The organism is Ensifer sp. ENS06, assembly GCF_014852205.1.
GTDB classification, from domain to species: domain Bacteria; phylum Pseudomonadota; class Alphaproteobacteria; order Rhizobiales; family Rhizobiaceae; genus Ensifer; species Ensifer adhaerens.
In genome coordinates this window covers 72,757-87,950 of record NZ_JACVBC010000006.1, presented here as the reverse complement: position 1 = coordinate 87,950, position 15,194 = coordinate 72,757, and the positions used below count along the sequence as shown (strand labels likewise).

Here is a 15,194-nt window from a genome sequence, read left to right as displayed (position 1 = left end):
TTACGGAGCGAGGCGAATGGCAACGGTAATTCTCGAGGACGGCTCGGAGAGCTACACCACCAAGGGCGGCATTACGGTGACGCGCCGGCGGCGGGAAGCGTCCTATGGCCAGGCGATCGCGAGCTATGTGGACAAGCTCGACGAACGCCGCGGCGCAGTGTTCTCCTCCAACTACGAATATCCCGGCCGCTACACTCGTTGGGACACGGCTGTCGTCGACCCGCCGCTCGGCATCTCCTCCTTCGGCCGCTCGCTCTGGATTGAAGCCTATAACGGCCGCGGCGAAGTGCTGCTTGCGATCATCGCCGAGCATCTGAAGACCGTCGCCGACATCACGCTCGGCGCTTCGACCAGCCGACGCCTCGACCTGACGATCAACGCGCCGGATCGCGTCTTCACGGAAGAAGAGCGCTCGAAGATGCCGACGGTGTTCAGCGTGCTGCGCGCCGTCACCAATCTTTTCCATTCGGCCGAGGATGCGAGCCTCGGGCTCTACGGTGCCTTCGGCTACGATCTCGCCTTCCAGTTCGATGCGATCGACCTGAAGCTGAAGCGTCCCGACGACCAGCGCGACATGGTGCTGTTCCTGCCGGATGAAATCCTCGTCGTCGACCACTATGCAGCCAAGGCCTGGATCGACCGCTACGATTTCGCCAAGGACGGCAAGACCACCGAAGGCAAGGCGGAAGAGATCGCCAGCGAACCCTTCAAGACCGTCGACAGCATTCCGCCGCATGGCGACCATCACCCGGGCGAATATGCCGAACTCGTCGTCAAGGCGAAGGAGAGCTTCCGCCGCGGCGACCTTTTCGAAGTGGTGCCCGGCCAGAAATTCTTCGAGCGCTGCGAGAGCAAGCCGTCGGAGATTTCCAACCGGCTGAAGGCGATCAATCCGTCGCCCTATTCCTTCTTCATCAACCTCGGAAATCAGGAATATCTCGTCGGCGCCTCGCCGGAAATGTTCGTGCGTGTTTCCGGCCGCCGCATCGAGACCTGCCCGATCTCGGGCACGATCAAGCGCGGCGACGATCCGATCGCCGACAGCGAGCAGATCCTGAAGCTGTTGAACTCCAAGAAGGACGAATCCGAACTCACCATGTGCTCGGACGTCGACCGCAACGACAAGAGCCGGGTCTGCGTGCCGGGCTCGGTCAAGGTCATCGGCCGCCGCCAGATCGAGATGTATTCGCGCCTGATCCATACGGTCGACCATATTGAGGGACGCCTGCGCGACGACATGGACGCCTTCGACGGCTTCCTCAGCCACGCCTGGGCGGTGACCGTCACCGGTGCGCCGAAGCTCTGGGCCATGCGCTTCATCGAAAGCCATGAGAAGAGCCCGCGCGCATGGTATGGTGGCGCGATCGGCATGGTCGGCTTCAATGGCGACATGAACACGGGCCTGACGCTGCGCACGATCCGCATCAAGGACGGTATCGCCGAGGTGAGGGCAGGGGCGACGCTGCTCTACGATTCAAATCCGGAAGAAGAAGAAGCCGAAACCGAACTGAAGGCCTCCGCCATGATCGCTGCCATTCGCGATGCGAGATCCGCCAATGCCGGCAAGGCCGGTCGCGACGTTGCCGCCGTTGGCGCCGGCGTCAACATCCTCTTGGTCGATCACGAGGACAGCTTCGTCCATACGCTTGCGAACTATTTCCGCCAGACGGGGGCAACCGTCACGACGGTGCGCTCGCCGGTCGCCGAGGAGATCTTCGATCGGGTGAAGCCGGATCTCGTCGTGCTTTCGCCCGGACCTGGCAATCCCAAGGATTTCGACTGCAAGGCGACGATCAAGAAGGCGCGGGCGCGCGACCTGCCGATCTTCGGCGTCTGCCTCGGGCTGCAGGCGCTTGCCGAAGCCTACGGCGGGGATCTCCGCCAACTCGCGATCCCGATGCACGGCAAGCCGTCGCGCATCCGCGTGCTGGAGCCGGGCATCGTCTTCTCCGGCCTCGGCAAGGAAGTGACCGTCGGTCGTTACCATTCGATCTTTGCCGATCCGGCGAGCCTGCCCGCGGAGTTCATGATCACCGCCGAAAGCGAAGATGGCACGATTATGGGCATCGAGCACACGAAGGAGCCGGTGGCGGCGGTGCAGTTCCATCCGGAATCGATCATGACGCTCGGCGGCGACGCCGGCATGCGGATGATCGAGAACGTCGTGGCGCACCTCGCCAAGCGCGCCAAGATCAAGGCCGCCTGATTAGCCCGGCAATCCCCTATTCCGGGATGGAGCAGATGTTGGCGAAGACAAGGTGCCGCTTCCACCGTGGAGGCGGCCCTTTCTGTTCCTACTGTGCCGCCTGAATGGCCGGCACATTCTCGCAGCGATCGGCAAACAGTCGCTCGCTCAGAAAATCGACGAAGACGCGGACCTTGGGGGAGAGGTGACGGTTCGACGGCCACAGCAGGTGGAACTGTCCGGGCGCGTCGAGATGGGCGTCGAGCACTGTGTGCAGTCTGCCGTCGCGAAGATGGTGGCGGGCGAGAAAGTCCGGCAGGCAGCCGATGCCGAGGCCGCTAAGCACGGCGCCGCCGAGCGCTTCCATGTTGTTGCAGTTCAGCACGGTCTTGAGGCGCGGCTCCTTTCCCTCAGGCGGCAGCGTGATCGGCCATTCCTGCAGCTTGCGGCTGTTGGGAAAGCGGAAGCGAACCGCATGGTGTCCTTCGAGGTCGCGGGGGCATTCGGGCCTGCCATGCTCTCGAAGGTATGACGGAGCAGCGCAGAGCAGAAGCTGGAACGGCCTGAGCGCGCGCGTCATCAGTCGTGAATCCGGCAGCACGCCGCTGCGGATCGCGACATCCACTTCCTCGTCGATCAGGTCGACGATGCGGTCGTTGAAGTCGAGGTCGAGTTCGATTTCGGGATAACGCCGTACGAACGCCGGCAGCACCGGCAACAGCAGGTGGTAGCTGACGATCGGCACGCTGACGCGCAGCCGACCGCGCGGCGTCGCCACGGCGTCCGCCAATGACGCCTCGGCGTCATCGAGATCATCGAGGATGCGGCGGCAGCGCTCGTGAAAGAGGCGTCCCTCCTCGGTCAAGCGGATACTACGGGTCGAGCGCTGCAGCAGGCGGACGCCGAGTTCTCGTTCGAGAGTGGTAACAGCCTTTCCGACCGCGGAAGCGGACAGGCCGAGCACGCGACCGGCCGCGACGAAACTGCCGAGGTCGGCGGTGCGGACGAAGGCGGTCAAGCCGCTCAAGCGATCCATGCTACCTCCATTCGAGCGTTTTGTTCCGGTATGATCGGAGCGTTGATGCCGTTCTCATCGAATTATGTCGAAACTATCCTGCATTCGTCAATCGATACCCGGCAAGTGCCGACCTCAAGACGCAAGGTCCTACCGGGCCTGCGCGGGTATCCCCTTTGCTCGAACGGATGGAACGGGGAATGAGAACCGAAATTCAAGAACCACGCGGGCGCCGGCTCGTCCTTCTTGCGGTCTGTTGCGCCGCGGCGGCAATGCCGCTCACCTTCACCGGACCGGCGGTGGCGCTGCCGTCGATCAGTCGCAGCCTCGGCGCCGATCCAGTTGCCCTCAACTGGGTCACCAACGCCTTCATGCTGACCTTTGGCAGTTCGCTGATGGCGGCCGGTGCGCTTGCCGACAGTTTCGGTCGCAAACGCGTGTTCCTGGGCGGTCTTGCGGCCTTCCTGCTGTTTTCGGCCGGGCTCGCCTTCGCTCGGGATATCCTATGGTTCGATGCCCTGAGAGCGCTTCAGGGTATTGGGGCAGCCGCCGCCTTTGCCGGCGGTATGGCTTCGCTTGCGCAGGAATTCGACGAGAACGAGCGGCTCCGGGCCTTCAGCCTGGTCGGCGCCAGCTTCGGTGTCGGCCTTGCCTTTGGGCCGATCGCCTCCGGCCTGATGGTCGAGGCCTTCGGCTGGCGGGCGATCTTCGTCCTGGTCGTGGCGCTCGCCGGCCTGTCTCTGGCACTCGGTGCGGTCTTCCTGCGGGAAACGCGCGATCCGGACGCTGCTGGCCTCGACTGGAAGGGAGCGGCAAGTTTCACGGCGGCGCTCACCGCACTCACCTTCGGCATTCTGCAGGGTCCGGAAAGCGGCTGGAGCCATCCGCTCGTGCTCGCGATGCTCGCGGCATCGGTGTTCTTCTTCCTGGCCTTCTGGCGGATCGAGCGTTCGGTCGCGCGGCCGATGCTGGATCTGACGCTGTTTCGATATCCGCGTTTTGTCGGCGTGCAATTGCTGGCGGCAGCCCCCGCCTACGGCTTCGTGGTGCTGCTCATCCTGCTTCCGGTCCGCTTCATCGGTATCGAAGGCATGAGCGCCGTCGCGGGCGGGCAGATGATGATCGCCATGTCCGCGCCGCTTCTGATCCTGCCGATCGCGGCGGGCCTTCTGACGCGCTGGTTCACGCCGGCGGTTATCTGCGGTGTGGGCTTGCTGATATCGGCGGCCGGGCTCCTCTGGCTCAGTCTGTTTCCGGCGGGGTCCGGGCCGGCCACGCTGCTTGCACCACTGATGATGATCGGTCTCGGCATCAGCTTGCCTTGGGGGCTGATGGACGGGCTTGCGGTCAGTGTCGTGCCGAAGGAGCGCGCCGGGATGGCGACGGGCATCTTCAGCACCACGCGCGTGGCCGGGGAGGGCATTGCGCTGGCGATCGTGACCGCCATCCTCTCCGCGCTTACGGCCTGGAACCTCGGATCGGAAGCCGGCGCCACTGCGGCTCCCATGGCGCAGCGCATCGTCACCGGCAATCTGCCCGCGGCGATGCAGCTTGCCCCTGAGACATCGCACGCCGCGCTGCTGCAGGCCTATGGCGACGCGTTCAGCGTCCTGCTTCTGGTTTTGACCGGCATCACTGTCGCAACTGCGGCCGTGGTATTCTTCTTCATCGGCAGGGGCGATAAGGCCGCCGGTGATGCGGAGATCGAAGCCGGTGCTCTGCCTTTCGAGGCGATTGCCTGCGGAGAAACCGGAACCGGCCGATCCAATCTTTGACAAGCGCCGCTTAATCCAGCATATGCTTGTCCATCGACCGCCTGCGCGAAAATTCGCGCGGGCGGTTTTGCGTTTGAATGGGCTTGCGTTTGCAACTCGTTTGCATCTGCACGAGGAATGACAATGACGACTGGAACCGAAAACCGCACCGTGCTCCGCCTTGCTTTCTGGGGCATACCGCTCTCGCTCGCTGTGCTCGGCCTGAAGCTGCTTGCCTGGTGGCTGACAGGCTCGATCGCGCTTCTCTCCGACGGGCTGGAGTCGACCGTCAACGTGATCGCGGCGGTCATCGCCTATCTGATGATCGGCTATGCTTCCAAGCCGGCCGACGCCGGCCACCCCTTCGGTCACCACAAGGCGGAGTATTTCTCGGCCGTTATCGAAGGCGTTCTGATCGTCGTTGCGGCACTGCTCATCGTCTGGGAGGCGGTGCCGGCAATGATGGCGCCAGTGTTGATGGAAGCACCGGCTCTGGGCCTGGCGATCAACTTCGTCGCCGGCGTCATCAACGCCATCTGGGCCTATGTGCTGATCACCGCCGGCCGCAAGCACCGCTCGCCGGCACTCAGCGCCGACGGCCACCACATCCTGTCGGACGTCGTCACCTCGATCGGCGTTCTCGTCGGCCTCGTGCTTGCGATCGCCACCGGCTACGCGATCCTTGATCCGCTGCTGGCCGTCATTGTCGCCTGCAACATTCTTTACCAGGGCTGGATGGTGATCTCGCGCTCGATCGACGGGCTGATGGACCGGGCCGTCTCGGGTGAGGAAGAAGAAGCGATCAAACAGGCGATCGCCGCCAACGCCGCGGGTTCGCTCGGCGTGCACGATCTGAAGACCCGTCAGGCCGGTCCGGCGATCTTCGTCGATTTCCACATGGTCGTGCCGGAGTTGATGCCGGTCGGCGAGGCGCATGACATCTGCGACCGGATCGAGGATGCGATCCGGGACGTGCATCCCGGTGCCAAGATCGCGATCCATGTGGAGCCCGAAGGTGAGAAGGCGCATGGTGTGCGCGTCAAGACGACGGTCGGGCGCCACTGATTCAAGGTCGACGGCACTTCAACCGTGACGAGGTTTCCTTCTTGAGGCAGTTCTGATTTAAGGGCCGCAAATGGAGCGGGTCGGCGAGGGCAGAGGCCAGCGTCGACCGCACCCACGCGCGGATGTTCTCATGGAGCAACAGGCAAATGAGCAAGACTGACGTATCCGGCCTTTCGCAACTGGGCGCAAAGGTCGACCTGCCGCAGAGCCCGGAAGACGCGGTGCTGGAGCGGGTCCCGAGCGGCAACAAGGGCAAGGACTATCTGGTGCGCTTCACCGCGCCGGAATTCACCTCGCTCTGCCCGATGACCGGCCAGCCGGATTTCGCCCATATCGTCATCGATTATGTGCCGGACGAATGGCTGGTGGAATCGAAGTCGCTGAAGCTGTTCCTGCATTCCTTCCGTAACCACGGCGCATTCCACGAAGACTGCACCATCGAGATCGCCCAACGGCTGGTGTCGTTGCTTCAGCCACGCTGGCTTCGCATCGGCGCCTATTGGTATCCGCGCGGCGGCATCCCGATCGACGTCTTCTGGCAGACCGGCAAGCCGCCCGAGGGCCTGTGGCTGCCCGACCAGGGCGTGCCGACCTATCGAGGCCGCGGCTAAAGCGGGAGATCCCCCGCTACGGCCTGAGTGACTGGCGTTTGAGCCAGGCGTCAACGATGCGCGCGGCAACCTGATCGGTCGGGTCGCGCGTGTCCACTTCTAGGTCGTAGGCGCAGTAATCGTGCGTCTTCAGGTGAAAGCGGGCTTCGCCGATCGTGCGGTCGCCGCGCTCGCGCTCGCGACGCTCCAGGTCTTCGATGGGCGCGTGCACTCCGACCCAGAAGATGTCCAGATGCGCGGTTTGCCTTCTGATATCGTCGGCCCAGCTCTTCTCCTCGACGATGTGCTCGACGATCAGGTCGTTGCCGGCCTCGGCGAACGCTGCGATCGAGCGATGAAATCCGTCGAAGAACCTCGCGCGCTCGCCGCGCATTCCAGGATGCATGCCGCGCCTAAGGACCCGAAATCCGGCGTCGGCAAGCTGGTCGGAGGCATAGTAACAAAAGGGCTCCGGGAGGATTTCCCGGAGCGCCTTTGCCAGCGTTGACTTTCCGGCACTCGACGTGCCGTTCAGAAAGATAATTCGTCCGTGCTGCATGCCCGTTTGATTTCAGCTGAAGATCAAGGCAGCGCCGGCTATAGCCGTGAGACCGCCGAGGACGCGGGCAAGCAGGCCGCCGCCGGAGAGGCGCTGAAGGGCGATGCCGAGGCCGATGCCGGCCACGTGCAGCGCGGCGGTGGCGAGGATGAAGCCGACCGAGAAGGCAAGCGCCCCGGCGCTACCGAGTTCGCCGCCATGGGCATGGCCGTGGAAGAGGGCGAAGACGCCGACGATCGCAGCGGATGCTGCCGTGTCGAGCCGCACCGCCATGGCAACAAGCAGGCCGAGTGCCACCACCGAGGCGAGGATCGCCGGCTCGACGAAGGGCAGGCCGACACCGGCAACCGCCAGCGCGAAGCCCGCTGCCATCATCGCGACGAAGGCCGCCGGCACGACGACGAGCGCCCGGCCGCCGATCTGCGCCGCCCAGAGGCCGACGGCGACCATGACGAGGATATGGTCAAGTCCGAACAGCGGATGCGAGAAGCCGGCGGCAAACGAGCCGTGCTCTGCCGGATTGAGATGGGCGAAGGCGGGTGCGGCGGAGGCGATCAGCGCCGCAGTGGCGATCAGGATGCGTCTGTTCATGCGTGTCCCCATGGATCGGCGGGACCTGGGAGGCTGGCCCCACTCTTGAGTGTTTGACGCGACCGATCTTATTGGCCTCCGTCCCCCTGTCTATACGGCATTTGGCGGTAGGTGTTTTTACCATAAGCATAGTCGACCTTGCTGCTTTGTCGCCGCTTCGGTTTGTTGCATTGTCTTCGGCGTCGAGTCGCATTATCTGACTTTGACTGAAGACTTCATGAGATGCCGGAGAAAAACGGATGATGAACGACGACGAGGACGACAAGAAGACCGAATTGCCGCTCGGCAAGGAAACGGAGGCGAACCTTTTCAAGTCGCGTTCGATTTTCATCTACGGGTCGATCAATCAGGAACTGGCGCAGAAGGTCTGCTCGCAGCTCGTGGCGCTTGCCGCCGCCAGCGACGAAGACATCCGCATCTTCGTCAATTCGCCGGGCGGCCATGTCGAATCGGGCGACAGCATCCACGACATGATCAAGTTCGTGAAGCCGAAGGTCTGGACCATCGGCACCGGCTGGGTCGCTTCCGCCGGCGCGCTGATCTTTGTCGGCGCTCCCAAGGAGCGTCGCATTTGCCTGCCGAACACCCGCTTCCTGCTTCACCAACCGTCGGGCGGCACCCGCGGCATGGCGTCGGACATCGAGATCCAGGCACGCGAAATCATCAAGATGAACGATCGCCTGAACAAGATCTTCGCCGACGCAACCGGCCAGCCGGTCGAGAAGATCGCCAAGGACACGGACCGCGATTACTGGCTTTCCGCTGAGGAAGCGAAGTCCTACGGCCTCGTTTCGCGGATCATCTCGTCTGCTGCGGACATCTGAGTTCGCAAGCCAGTCAAGGAATTGGAGGGCATCGGCATTTCGCCGGTGCCCTTTTCTTTTTGCGGTGATCCTTGCCATCGCGTGGCTTGCTCCACTCTGGCAAGCCGTGTATAGGCTTTGAGCATGACCAAGGCTGACGCATATCGGATCGCCTCGATCCCCGCCGGACACGATACCAATCGTGCGCCGTCGCGCGCCTTTGCCTCGCTTCTTCTTCTCGGCCTTACTCGCGGTTGCCGGGTTCGCTGAGGAGCGCCCGGCGGCCGAAAAGCCACGCCGGCGGATGCTCCTCGACCCCATCAAGTGTTTTAGGATAAAGGCGCGTTCGGCGCGGCATTAGCCATCGCAATCCGATCCCCGATCGGGTATGGCAAGGCGGCCAGGACGTCCAGTGATGAAGAGAAGCTGCAATGATCCAGAAATCCCATCCCGTTAAGATTGGCATGCCGGAAGCGGCGGTGAAGTACCAGGCCTATCCGCAGATCGCGCTCACCGACCGCACCTGGCCGTCGAAGACGATCACCAAAGCGCCGATCTGGTGCTCGGTCGACCTGCGCGACGGCAACCAGTCGCTGGTCGACCCGATGGGGCACGATCGCAAGGCCCGCATGTTCCAGCTGCTGCTCGACATGGGCTTCAAGGAAATCGAAATCGGTTTCCCCTCGGCCTCGCAGACCGATTTCGATTTTGCCCGCTGGTGCATCGAGGAAGGCAATGTCGCCAAGGATGTGTCGCTGCAGGTGCTGGTGCAGTGCCGGCCCGAGTTGATCACCCGCACCTTCGAAGCGCTGGAAGGCGCGCACCAACCGATCGTGCATTTCTACAATTCGACGAGTGAACTGCAGCGCCGCGTGGTGTTTGCCAAGGACGTGCGCGGCATCAAGCAGATTGCGACCGACGCCGCCAAGATGATCACCGACATGGCGGCCAAGGCCGGCGGCGGCTACCGCTTCGAGTATTCGCCGGAAAGCTTTACCGGCACCGAGCTCGAAGTGGCCTTGGAGATCTGCAACGCGGTCACCGAGATCGTCAAGCCGACGCCAGACAACAAGCTGATCCTGAACCTGCCCTCGACCGTCGAGATGGCGACGCCGAACATCTATGCCGACCAGATCGAATGGATGTGCCGCAACCTCGACAACCGCGAAAGCCTGATCATCTCGCTGCACCCGCACAACGACCGCGGCACCGGCATCGCCGCCACCGAATTGGGCCTGATGGCTGGCGCCGACCGCGTCGAAGGCACGCTGTTCGGCAATGGCGAGCGCACCGGCAACGTCGATGTCGTGACGCTGGCGCTGAACATGTTCACGCAGGGCGTCGATCCGCAGCTCGACTGCTCCGATATCGAGCGGATCAAGGAAGTCTACGAATACTCCAACCAGATGGTCATTCCCGAGCGCCATCCTTATGTCGGCGAACTGGTCTACACGGCCTTCTCCGGCTCGCACCAGGATGCGATCAACAAGGGCATGAAGGCGATCAAGACCGCCAACAAGCCGCTCTGGGAAGTGCCGTACCTGCCGATCGATCCGCGTGACGTCGGCCGCTCCTACGAGGCGATCATCCGCATCAACTCTCAGTCGGGCAAGGGCGGCATCGCCTACATCCTGCAGGAAGACTACGGCATCAACCTGCCGCGCAACCTCCAGGTCGAGTTCCGCGAGGACATCCAGCGCATCACCGACGAGGAAGGCAAGGAGCTGCCGTCCAAGCGCATCTACGAGCGCTTCATCGAGCGCTACGTCGAGCAGCCGGGCGCGCGCATCAAGTTCGTCGACCATCACACTTATCCGGTGGGCGAGCACAAGGGCGTGCGCGTGGTGGCGGCCGAGATCACCGACAATGGCGAGGTCAAGCGCATCGAAGGCAAGGGCACCGGCCCGATCGACGGCTTCATCAATGCGCTGTCGATCTATCTCGGCATCGACCTCTCGGTTGCGGATTACTCCGAGCACTCGCTGCAGCACGGCTCGAACGCAGCCGCGATCGCCTATGTCGAGATGGAGCACCCGGGTGGCAAGCTGTTCGGCGCCGGTATCAACACCAACATCGTTGCCGCCTCGCTCGAAGCGATCGTTTCGGCGGCAAACCGCGTACTCGAGATGAAGCGCGGCTGATACACTTCAGCGTTACGAATGAAGCCGCGTCGGGGAAACCCGGCGCGGCCTTTTCGTTTCAGGGGTAGGGGATGCCGTCGATCTCAGATCGTCGCGGCGACGGCTTCGGCGATGTCCTGCATGCCGACATGCGAAGACGGGCCGACGAGCACGAAAGAGGCGCCGCCTCGCTGCCAGGAGACCATGCCGAGATCGTCGCGGATGCTCTCGTCGAACTGCTCCGCCTGCGGGCCGGTGGTGTTCTTGAGGAAACAGATCGCGAAGATTTCGCCTTCGGTGCTTCGGTAGACGAGCTGCGCCACGGGCTTGCCGTTGGCGACGAGCAGCCGCGCGCCCTCGAAGGTCAGGCCCTTGCCGGAAAGCTGCGGGACCTTGAAGGGAACGCCGACGCTTGCGGCAAGCCAGGTCTCGATCTTCGGTCCCTCTGTCGCCGGGACCTCGACCAGATGCTCCTTCTGCCGCGAATAGATGCGGTGATAGTCGGCGATGTCGTCGAGCCAGCCACGCGCCGCGGCGAGCTTGGTCGGCTCGCTCCCGGTGTTCGCCGTCCCGACGATGAAGCCGGCGCCGCCGCCGAGCAGCAGCAGGGCCACCGATGCGGCAACCATGCGCGGCCAGACCCGCGCGTGCCGGACAGTGGTCGTCGTTGCCGCAATCCGCTCGGTCTTCGGATTGACCCCTGGACCCTGCTTGATTTGCCGGACAAGAGCGAGCGGCACGGGATCGTGCAGGAAATCTTCGAAGGCGGTATCGCCGAAGCTGCTGCCGGCCTTCAGCCTCTCGAACAACGCCTTTGCGTCCTCGTCGCGGGCGAGAATCGCGTCGAGTTCGGTTCGTTCAGCTTCGCCGATCTCGCCGTCGATATAGGCAGAAAGGCGCACTTCGAGCGCTTGACCCCTTGTCTGTTGCAACGGTCAGGCCCTCCTTTCGGTATTCTCTGAGATCATCGCCGCGAGCCTGAGGCGCGCGGTCGACAGTCTGCTCATGACGGTGCCGATCGGAATGCCCAGGATATCGGCGGTCTCGCGATAGCTGTGGCCTTCGACATTGACCAGCAGGAATACGCTCGCCAGCCCCTCGGGCATCGACAGGATCATCTTCTGCAACTGATTGGCGTAGACGGCTTTTTCGGCCGACGGCTCGATGCTGAGTTCGTCATGTCCGAGCGCATCGACGGTGCCGCTGCCGGTGCGAACCTTGCGCTTGCGGATTTCGTCGACCCAGAGATTGCGCGTCATCGCGTAGACCCAGCTTTCCAGCCGGCCCTCTCCGTTCCAGAGGTGGCTGCGGGTGATCGCGCGCTCGCAGGCTTCCTGGACGAGGTCGTCGGCGTCATTGGCATTGCGCGTCAGCGTCATCGCGAAACGGCGCAATTTGGGCAGCAGGCTGACCAAATCGCGTCTGAAGTCCTTCGTTTCTGCCGCTGGACGCATTTCTCTTCCAATGAAACGTGCCGGATCATGCATTTATTCGCCGTGCTGCGCACGAGCGGATGATATGAAACATTTGCTCCTTAGTCTGCAAGGGAAGTCCCGGAACGGAAAGCAAATTCTGCTGCTTCATGGCGCCTTTTCCCAAAAAGCTTTCGCTTGCCCGCGGCCGTTAATCACGCGCTTCGTTACCGTTAACTGCAATGGTGGCCGGAGATCGCGTCAAAGTTCGGCCCGAATCTGGCCGGACCTCATGCACAACTGCAGGTCGACGTCGGGGACACGCCAATGAACGCACAGCATCGCAATGGCATGAGTATTGTCAGGTTTGTCGGGAGACATTGTGGCGGACGCCGCATTCGGGGAGGTGCGGCCGTCATTCGCACGGCTGCGCTGGTGCCTTTGTTTGCGGGGCTCGCCGCCTGCCAGAGCGCCCAGGTCATGGAAACGGGGTCTCTATCCTCCTACAAGGATTTCGTTGCCAGCGACGGGATGGTGACCAAGACGAAGTACCGGGTGGATTCTGCTGCCACCAAGAACGTCAAGACGGTGCATGTGATCCCGACGACCTTTGCCGCCACCGCGGATCTCGACAAGCTCGGGGATCCGCAAAAGAAGCTGGTGGCCACGGCGATCGACCGGTCGCTCTGCGAAGCCCTGAGCGAGCAATTCGACGTCGTGCCGATCTCCAAGCCCGCCGACATGGCGGTGCGCTCCGTGATCAGCAAGGTCAAATCGACCAATGCAGTCGTCGCCGGCGTGTCGACTGTCACCTCGGCCGTCGCTCCGATCCCGGTTCCGCGCATTCCCATCGGCCTTGGAAGTCTCGCGGTCGAGGCGGAGGCATTCGACCCGATGGGCAAGCAGATCGCCGGGCTGGCATGGGCGCGTGGCGCCAACATCCTCACCAACGGGTCCCGCGCCTCGACGGCTGCCGACGCCTTCGAGCTTGCAGGCGACTTCTCAAGCGACTTCAGTGCGCTGCTCGAAAAATCGGGTGACCCGATGAAGTCCGATTTTGAGCTGCCGTCGATGAAGAACGTCAAGAACAGCGTCGCCTATGCGGTCACCGGCAAACCCACCGATCCGGATTGCGCCGTGTTCGGCAAGGGATCCGGTCTCGGCGGCATCGCCGGCGGCGCGCTCGGCCTGCCGCCGGAATGGTCGGAGAAGAAGAACGAGGCAAAGTCGATTGCTGACGACACGACGGGAAGCGGTCCCTCAGCAGGCGGGGCGAAGGGAAATGCAGCCAAGGCAAGCGAGCCCAAAAAGAACGGGCCGGCGGCAAGCGGGTCGAAGAAAACCTAGCGTCCCAGTCCGTGTCCGTGGAACGTCGGATCGAGGCGGCGCCTGGCGCCGCCCGTCCATGTTACCGCCCGGTCAGTACTGGCGGACGCCGCCGAGCGACTGCAGCAAGGCGCGGTAAGCCCAGGTGTTTTCGCCGCCGCGGTCGCGGATCTCGACGAGTTGCACACGCGCTTCCTCGACGCGGCCCTGTTCGATCAGCGCCTGGCCCATGTAGGAGCGGGCGAGGATGTAGTTCTCGTCGGCCTGGAGCGCGCGTTTGTAGTACTGCATGCCGAGTTCCATGCGCCCGGCCTTGCGGTTGGCATAGCCGAGGTAGTTGAGCACCCGGGCGCTCTGCTGGTCCTTGACGGCGCCGAGCACCCTGATCGAATTTTCATACTGGCCGGCATAGGCGAGTTCGCGGGCAGCCTGGAACAGGATATCGTCGCCAAGGTCGCTCTTCTTGGCGTCAACGCAGGCCTTTTTCTTGGCGTCCCACACCTTGCCGTCGGTGCATTCGCTGGTCGTCTTGGTTTTCTTCGGCGGTTCGCTCGTATCCTCGCCGGCGGCCATCACCGCATGCGCCATGAAGCTGGTTGCCCCGGCGGCAAACAGGGCGAAAACGAGGTTCTTGTGGTTCATCATGCCATCTCCCATTGCTGGCGCATGACCGCGAAAGCCTCGCGCTGTTTCAAACGACTGCGTGTCCTGCATTCGCGCAGAGGCGGGCGCGCTGCCATGCGGCGGCGGACCGGAGTATGACGCAGCAGGGCCGGGGTTTATTCGCCGGGCGATGAATTTTCTGCGGAGGGAGGCTGCGTTCGCCTAGAAGCGTGTGGTTTCGGCGAGCGACACCGTGGTGGCATCGTCGTTCAGGGCGTAGCGCTCGCGCGTCAGGTGCCAGTTCCCGGCTTCACCGGCGACGGTGAACAGGTTGTAGGCTGCCGGCGGCTTGTGGCCGCCAGGACCTTGCGAGGCCGAGGCGATGCCGACAACCGGGACAGGGGCATGCTGGCCCTTCAGCCAATAGACAGTGTTGAGGTGCGTGTGGCCGTGGATCACGAGTTCCGCGCCGCCGGAGGAGATCGTCGCAGCAAAGCGGCGAATGCCGATCATGCGCTTGTGCATCGAGGTCGCGCCGCGGATCGGCGGATGGTGGATCATGACGATGCGGAAGAGGCCAGCCTCGCCGGCTTGTCTCAGCAGGTTGACGGTGGCGCGGGCCTGGCGTTGGCCGAAATAGCCGCTGGCGGCAAAGGGCGGGGTCGCAACGGCGGTCGAGCAGCCGATCAGTGCCACCGGGCCGCGCACGCGCATATAGGGAAAGCAGCGGTGCCGGTCATGCCAATGCGCCGGCGCATCGTCGCCGCGCATATAGGGATACCAGGCACGAGTGGTCTTCTCGTAGGCGCCCGGAACATAGGCGTCGTGGTTGCCCGGAACGACGGAGATGTTTTCCGGCTTGCCCGCATCCTCCAGCCATTCTGTCACCGCCTTGATCTCGAGCGAAGAGGCGAGATTGACGAGATCGCCCGTCATCGCCAGATGGTCCGGATCCTTCTTCTCGATGTCGGCCAGCAGGGTGTCGAGCGTACCGGTGAAGAGATGGCGGCTGCGGTTGCGGTGCCAGTTGACGAAACCGGTGATGCGCTTGGAAGCGAGTTCCCTGAGGGATAGCTCGGGCAAGGGCCCGAGGTGGACGTCGGAAATATGGGCGAGTTTGAACATCGACCCCGTCTAGCGCATATTCCGGCCGAGGGGAATCAGGTCGCCC

14 protein-coding genes are annotated in these 15,194 nt (G+C 63.3%); 7 read left to right on the top strand and 7 right to left on the bottom strand.

Annotation, left to right across the window (positions count from 1 at the left end):
* Window positions 1-16: 16 nt before the first annotated feature.
* Window positions 17-2,206, top strand: coding sequence for an anthranilate synthase (locus IB279_RS21385; RefSeq protein WP_060518756.1), 2,190 nt, complete (start codon window positions 17-19; stop codon window positions 2,204-2,206).
* Between the two features lie 88 nt (window positions 2,207-2,294).
* Here the strand turns inward: IB279_RS21385 and IB279_RS21380 are convergent, their stop codons facing one another.
* A complete protein-coding gene (locus tag IB279_RS21380) occupies window positions 2,295-3,221 on the bottom strand; it encodes a LysR substrate-binding domain-containing protein (RefSeq protein ID WP_060581726.1) in 927 nt (308 codons plus the stop codon).
* Between the two features lie 179 nt (window positions 3,222-3,400).
* Between IB279_RS21380 and IB279_RS21375 the strand changes: the two genes are divergently transcribed.
* The 3 genes from IB279_RS21375 (at window position 3,401) to queF (ending at window position 6,630) form a co-directional block, all read left to right on the top strand.
* A complete protein-coding gene (locus IB279_RS21375) occupies window positions 3,401-4,975 on the top strand; it encodes an MFS transporter (protein ID WP_112772279.1) in 1,575 nt (524 codons plus the stop codon).
* Between the two features lie 123 nt (window positions 4,976-5,098).
* Window positions 5,099-6,019, top strand: coding sequence for a cation diffusion facilitator family transporter (locus tag IB279_RS21370; protein WP_370689595.1), 921 nt, complete (start codon window positions 5,099-5,101; stop codon window positions 6,017-6,019).
* Window positions 6,020-6,165: 146 nt separating this feature from the next.
* Window positions 6,166-6,630 (top strand): preQ(1) synthase, encoded by a 465-nt coding sequence (gene queF, locus IB279_RS21365; RefSeq protein ID WP_034788869.1) that lies wholly within the window; start codon window positions 6,166-6,168, stop codon window positions 6,628-6,630.
* Window positions 6,631-6,646: 16 nt separating this feature from the next.
* On the opposite strand, the gene IB279_RS21360 is transcribed toward queF, so the two are convergent.
* Together IB279_RS21360 and IB279_RS21355 are read right to left on the bottom strand one after the other, a co-directional pair.
* Entirely contained in the window at window positions 6,647-7,168 is a 522-nt protein-coding gene (locus IB279_RS21360) for a chloramphenicol phosphotransferase CPT family protein (protein WP_034788866.1), read from the bottom strand.
* A gap of 12 nt (window positions 7,169-7,180) precedes the next feature.
* A complete protein-coding gene (locus IB279_RS21355) occupies window positions 7,181-7,759 on the bottom strand; it encodes a HupE/UreJ family protein (protein WP_112772278.1) in 579 nt (192 codons plus the stop codon).
* A gap of 239 nt (window positions 7,760-7,998) precedes the next feature.
* Between IB279_RS21355 and IB279_RS21350 the strand changes: the two genes are divergently transcribed.
* Both IB279_RS21350 and leuA read left to right on the top strand, forming a co-directional pair.
* Window positions 7,999-8,583, top strand: coding sequence for an ATP-dependent Clp protease proteolytic subunit (locus tag IB279_RS21350; protein WP_034788862.1), 585 nt, complete (start codon window positions 7,999-8,001; stop codon window positions 8,581-8,583).
* Between the two features lie 410 nt (window positions 8,584-8,993).
* A complete protein-coding gene (gene leuA / locus IB279_RS21345; protein WP_060518745.1) occupies window positions 8,994-10,703 on the top strand; it encodes a 2-isopropylmalate synthase in 1,710 nt (569 codons plus the stop codon).
* An 83-nt stretch (window positions 10,704-10,786) separates the two neighbouring features.
* Here leuA and IB279_RS21340 read toward each other — a convergent pair whose 3' ends face one another.
* Together IB279_RS21340 and IB279_RS21335 are read right to left on the bottom strand one after the other, a co-directional pair.
* Window positions 10,787-11,614: an anti-sigma factor gene (locus IB279_RS21340; protein ID WP_112772276.1), complete on the bottom strand. Its 828-nt coding sequence runs from the start codon at window positions 11,612-11,614 to the stop codon at window positions 10,787-10,789.
* 3 nt (window positions 11,615-11,617) lie between these two features.
* Window positions 11,618-12,136 (bottom strand): RNA polymerase sigma factor, encoded by a 519-nt coding sequence (locus IB279_RS21335; RefSeq protein WP_034788854.1) that lies wholly within the window; start codon window positions 12,134-12,136, stop codon window positions 11,618-11,620.
* Between the two features lie 285 nt (window positions 12,137-12,421).
* Between IB279_RS21335 and IB279_RS21330 the strand changes: the two genes are divergently transcribed.
* Window positions 12,422-13,441 carry a DUF3313 domain-containing protein gene (locus IB279_RS21330; protein ID WP_112772275.1) on the top strand — a complete coding sequence of 340 codons (1,020 nt, stop codon included), beginning with the start codon at window positions 12,422-12,424 and terminating at the stop codon, window positions 13,439-13,441.
* Window positions 13,442-13,513: 72 nt separating this feature from the next.
* On the opposite strand, the gene IB279_RS21325 is transcribed toward IB279_RS21330, so the two are convergent.
* The gene (locus tag IB279_RS21325; RefSeq protein ID WP_082566327.1) at window positions 13,514-14,062 is read right to left on the bottom strand and encodes a tetratricopeptide repeat protein; all 549 of its coding nucleotides are present in this window, start codon (window positions 14,060-14,062) and stop codon (window positions 13,514-13,516) included.
* Window positions 14,063-14,245: 183 nt separating this feature from the next.
* Window positions 14,246-15,148, bottom strand: coding sequence for a metallophosphoesterase (locus IB279_RS21320; protein WP_034788848.1), 903 nt, complete (start codon window positions 15,146-15,148; stop codon window positions 14,246-14,248).
* Window positions 15,149-15,194 lie beyond the last annotated feature (46 nt).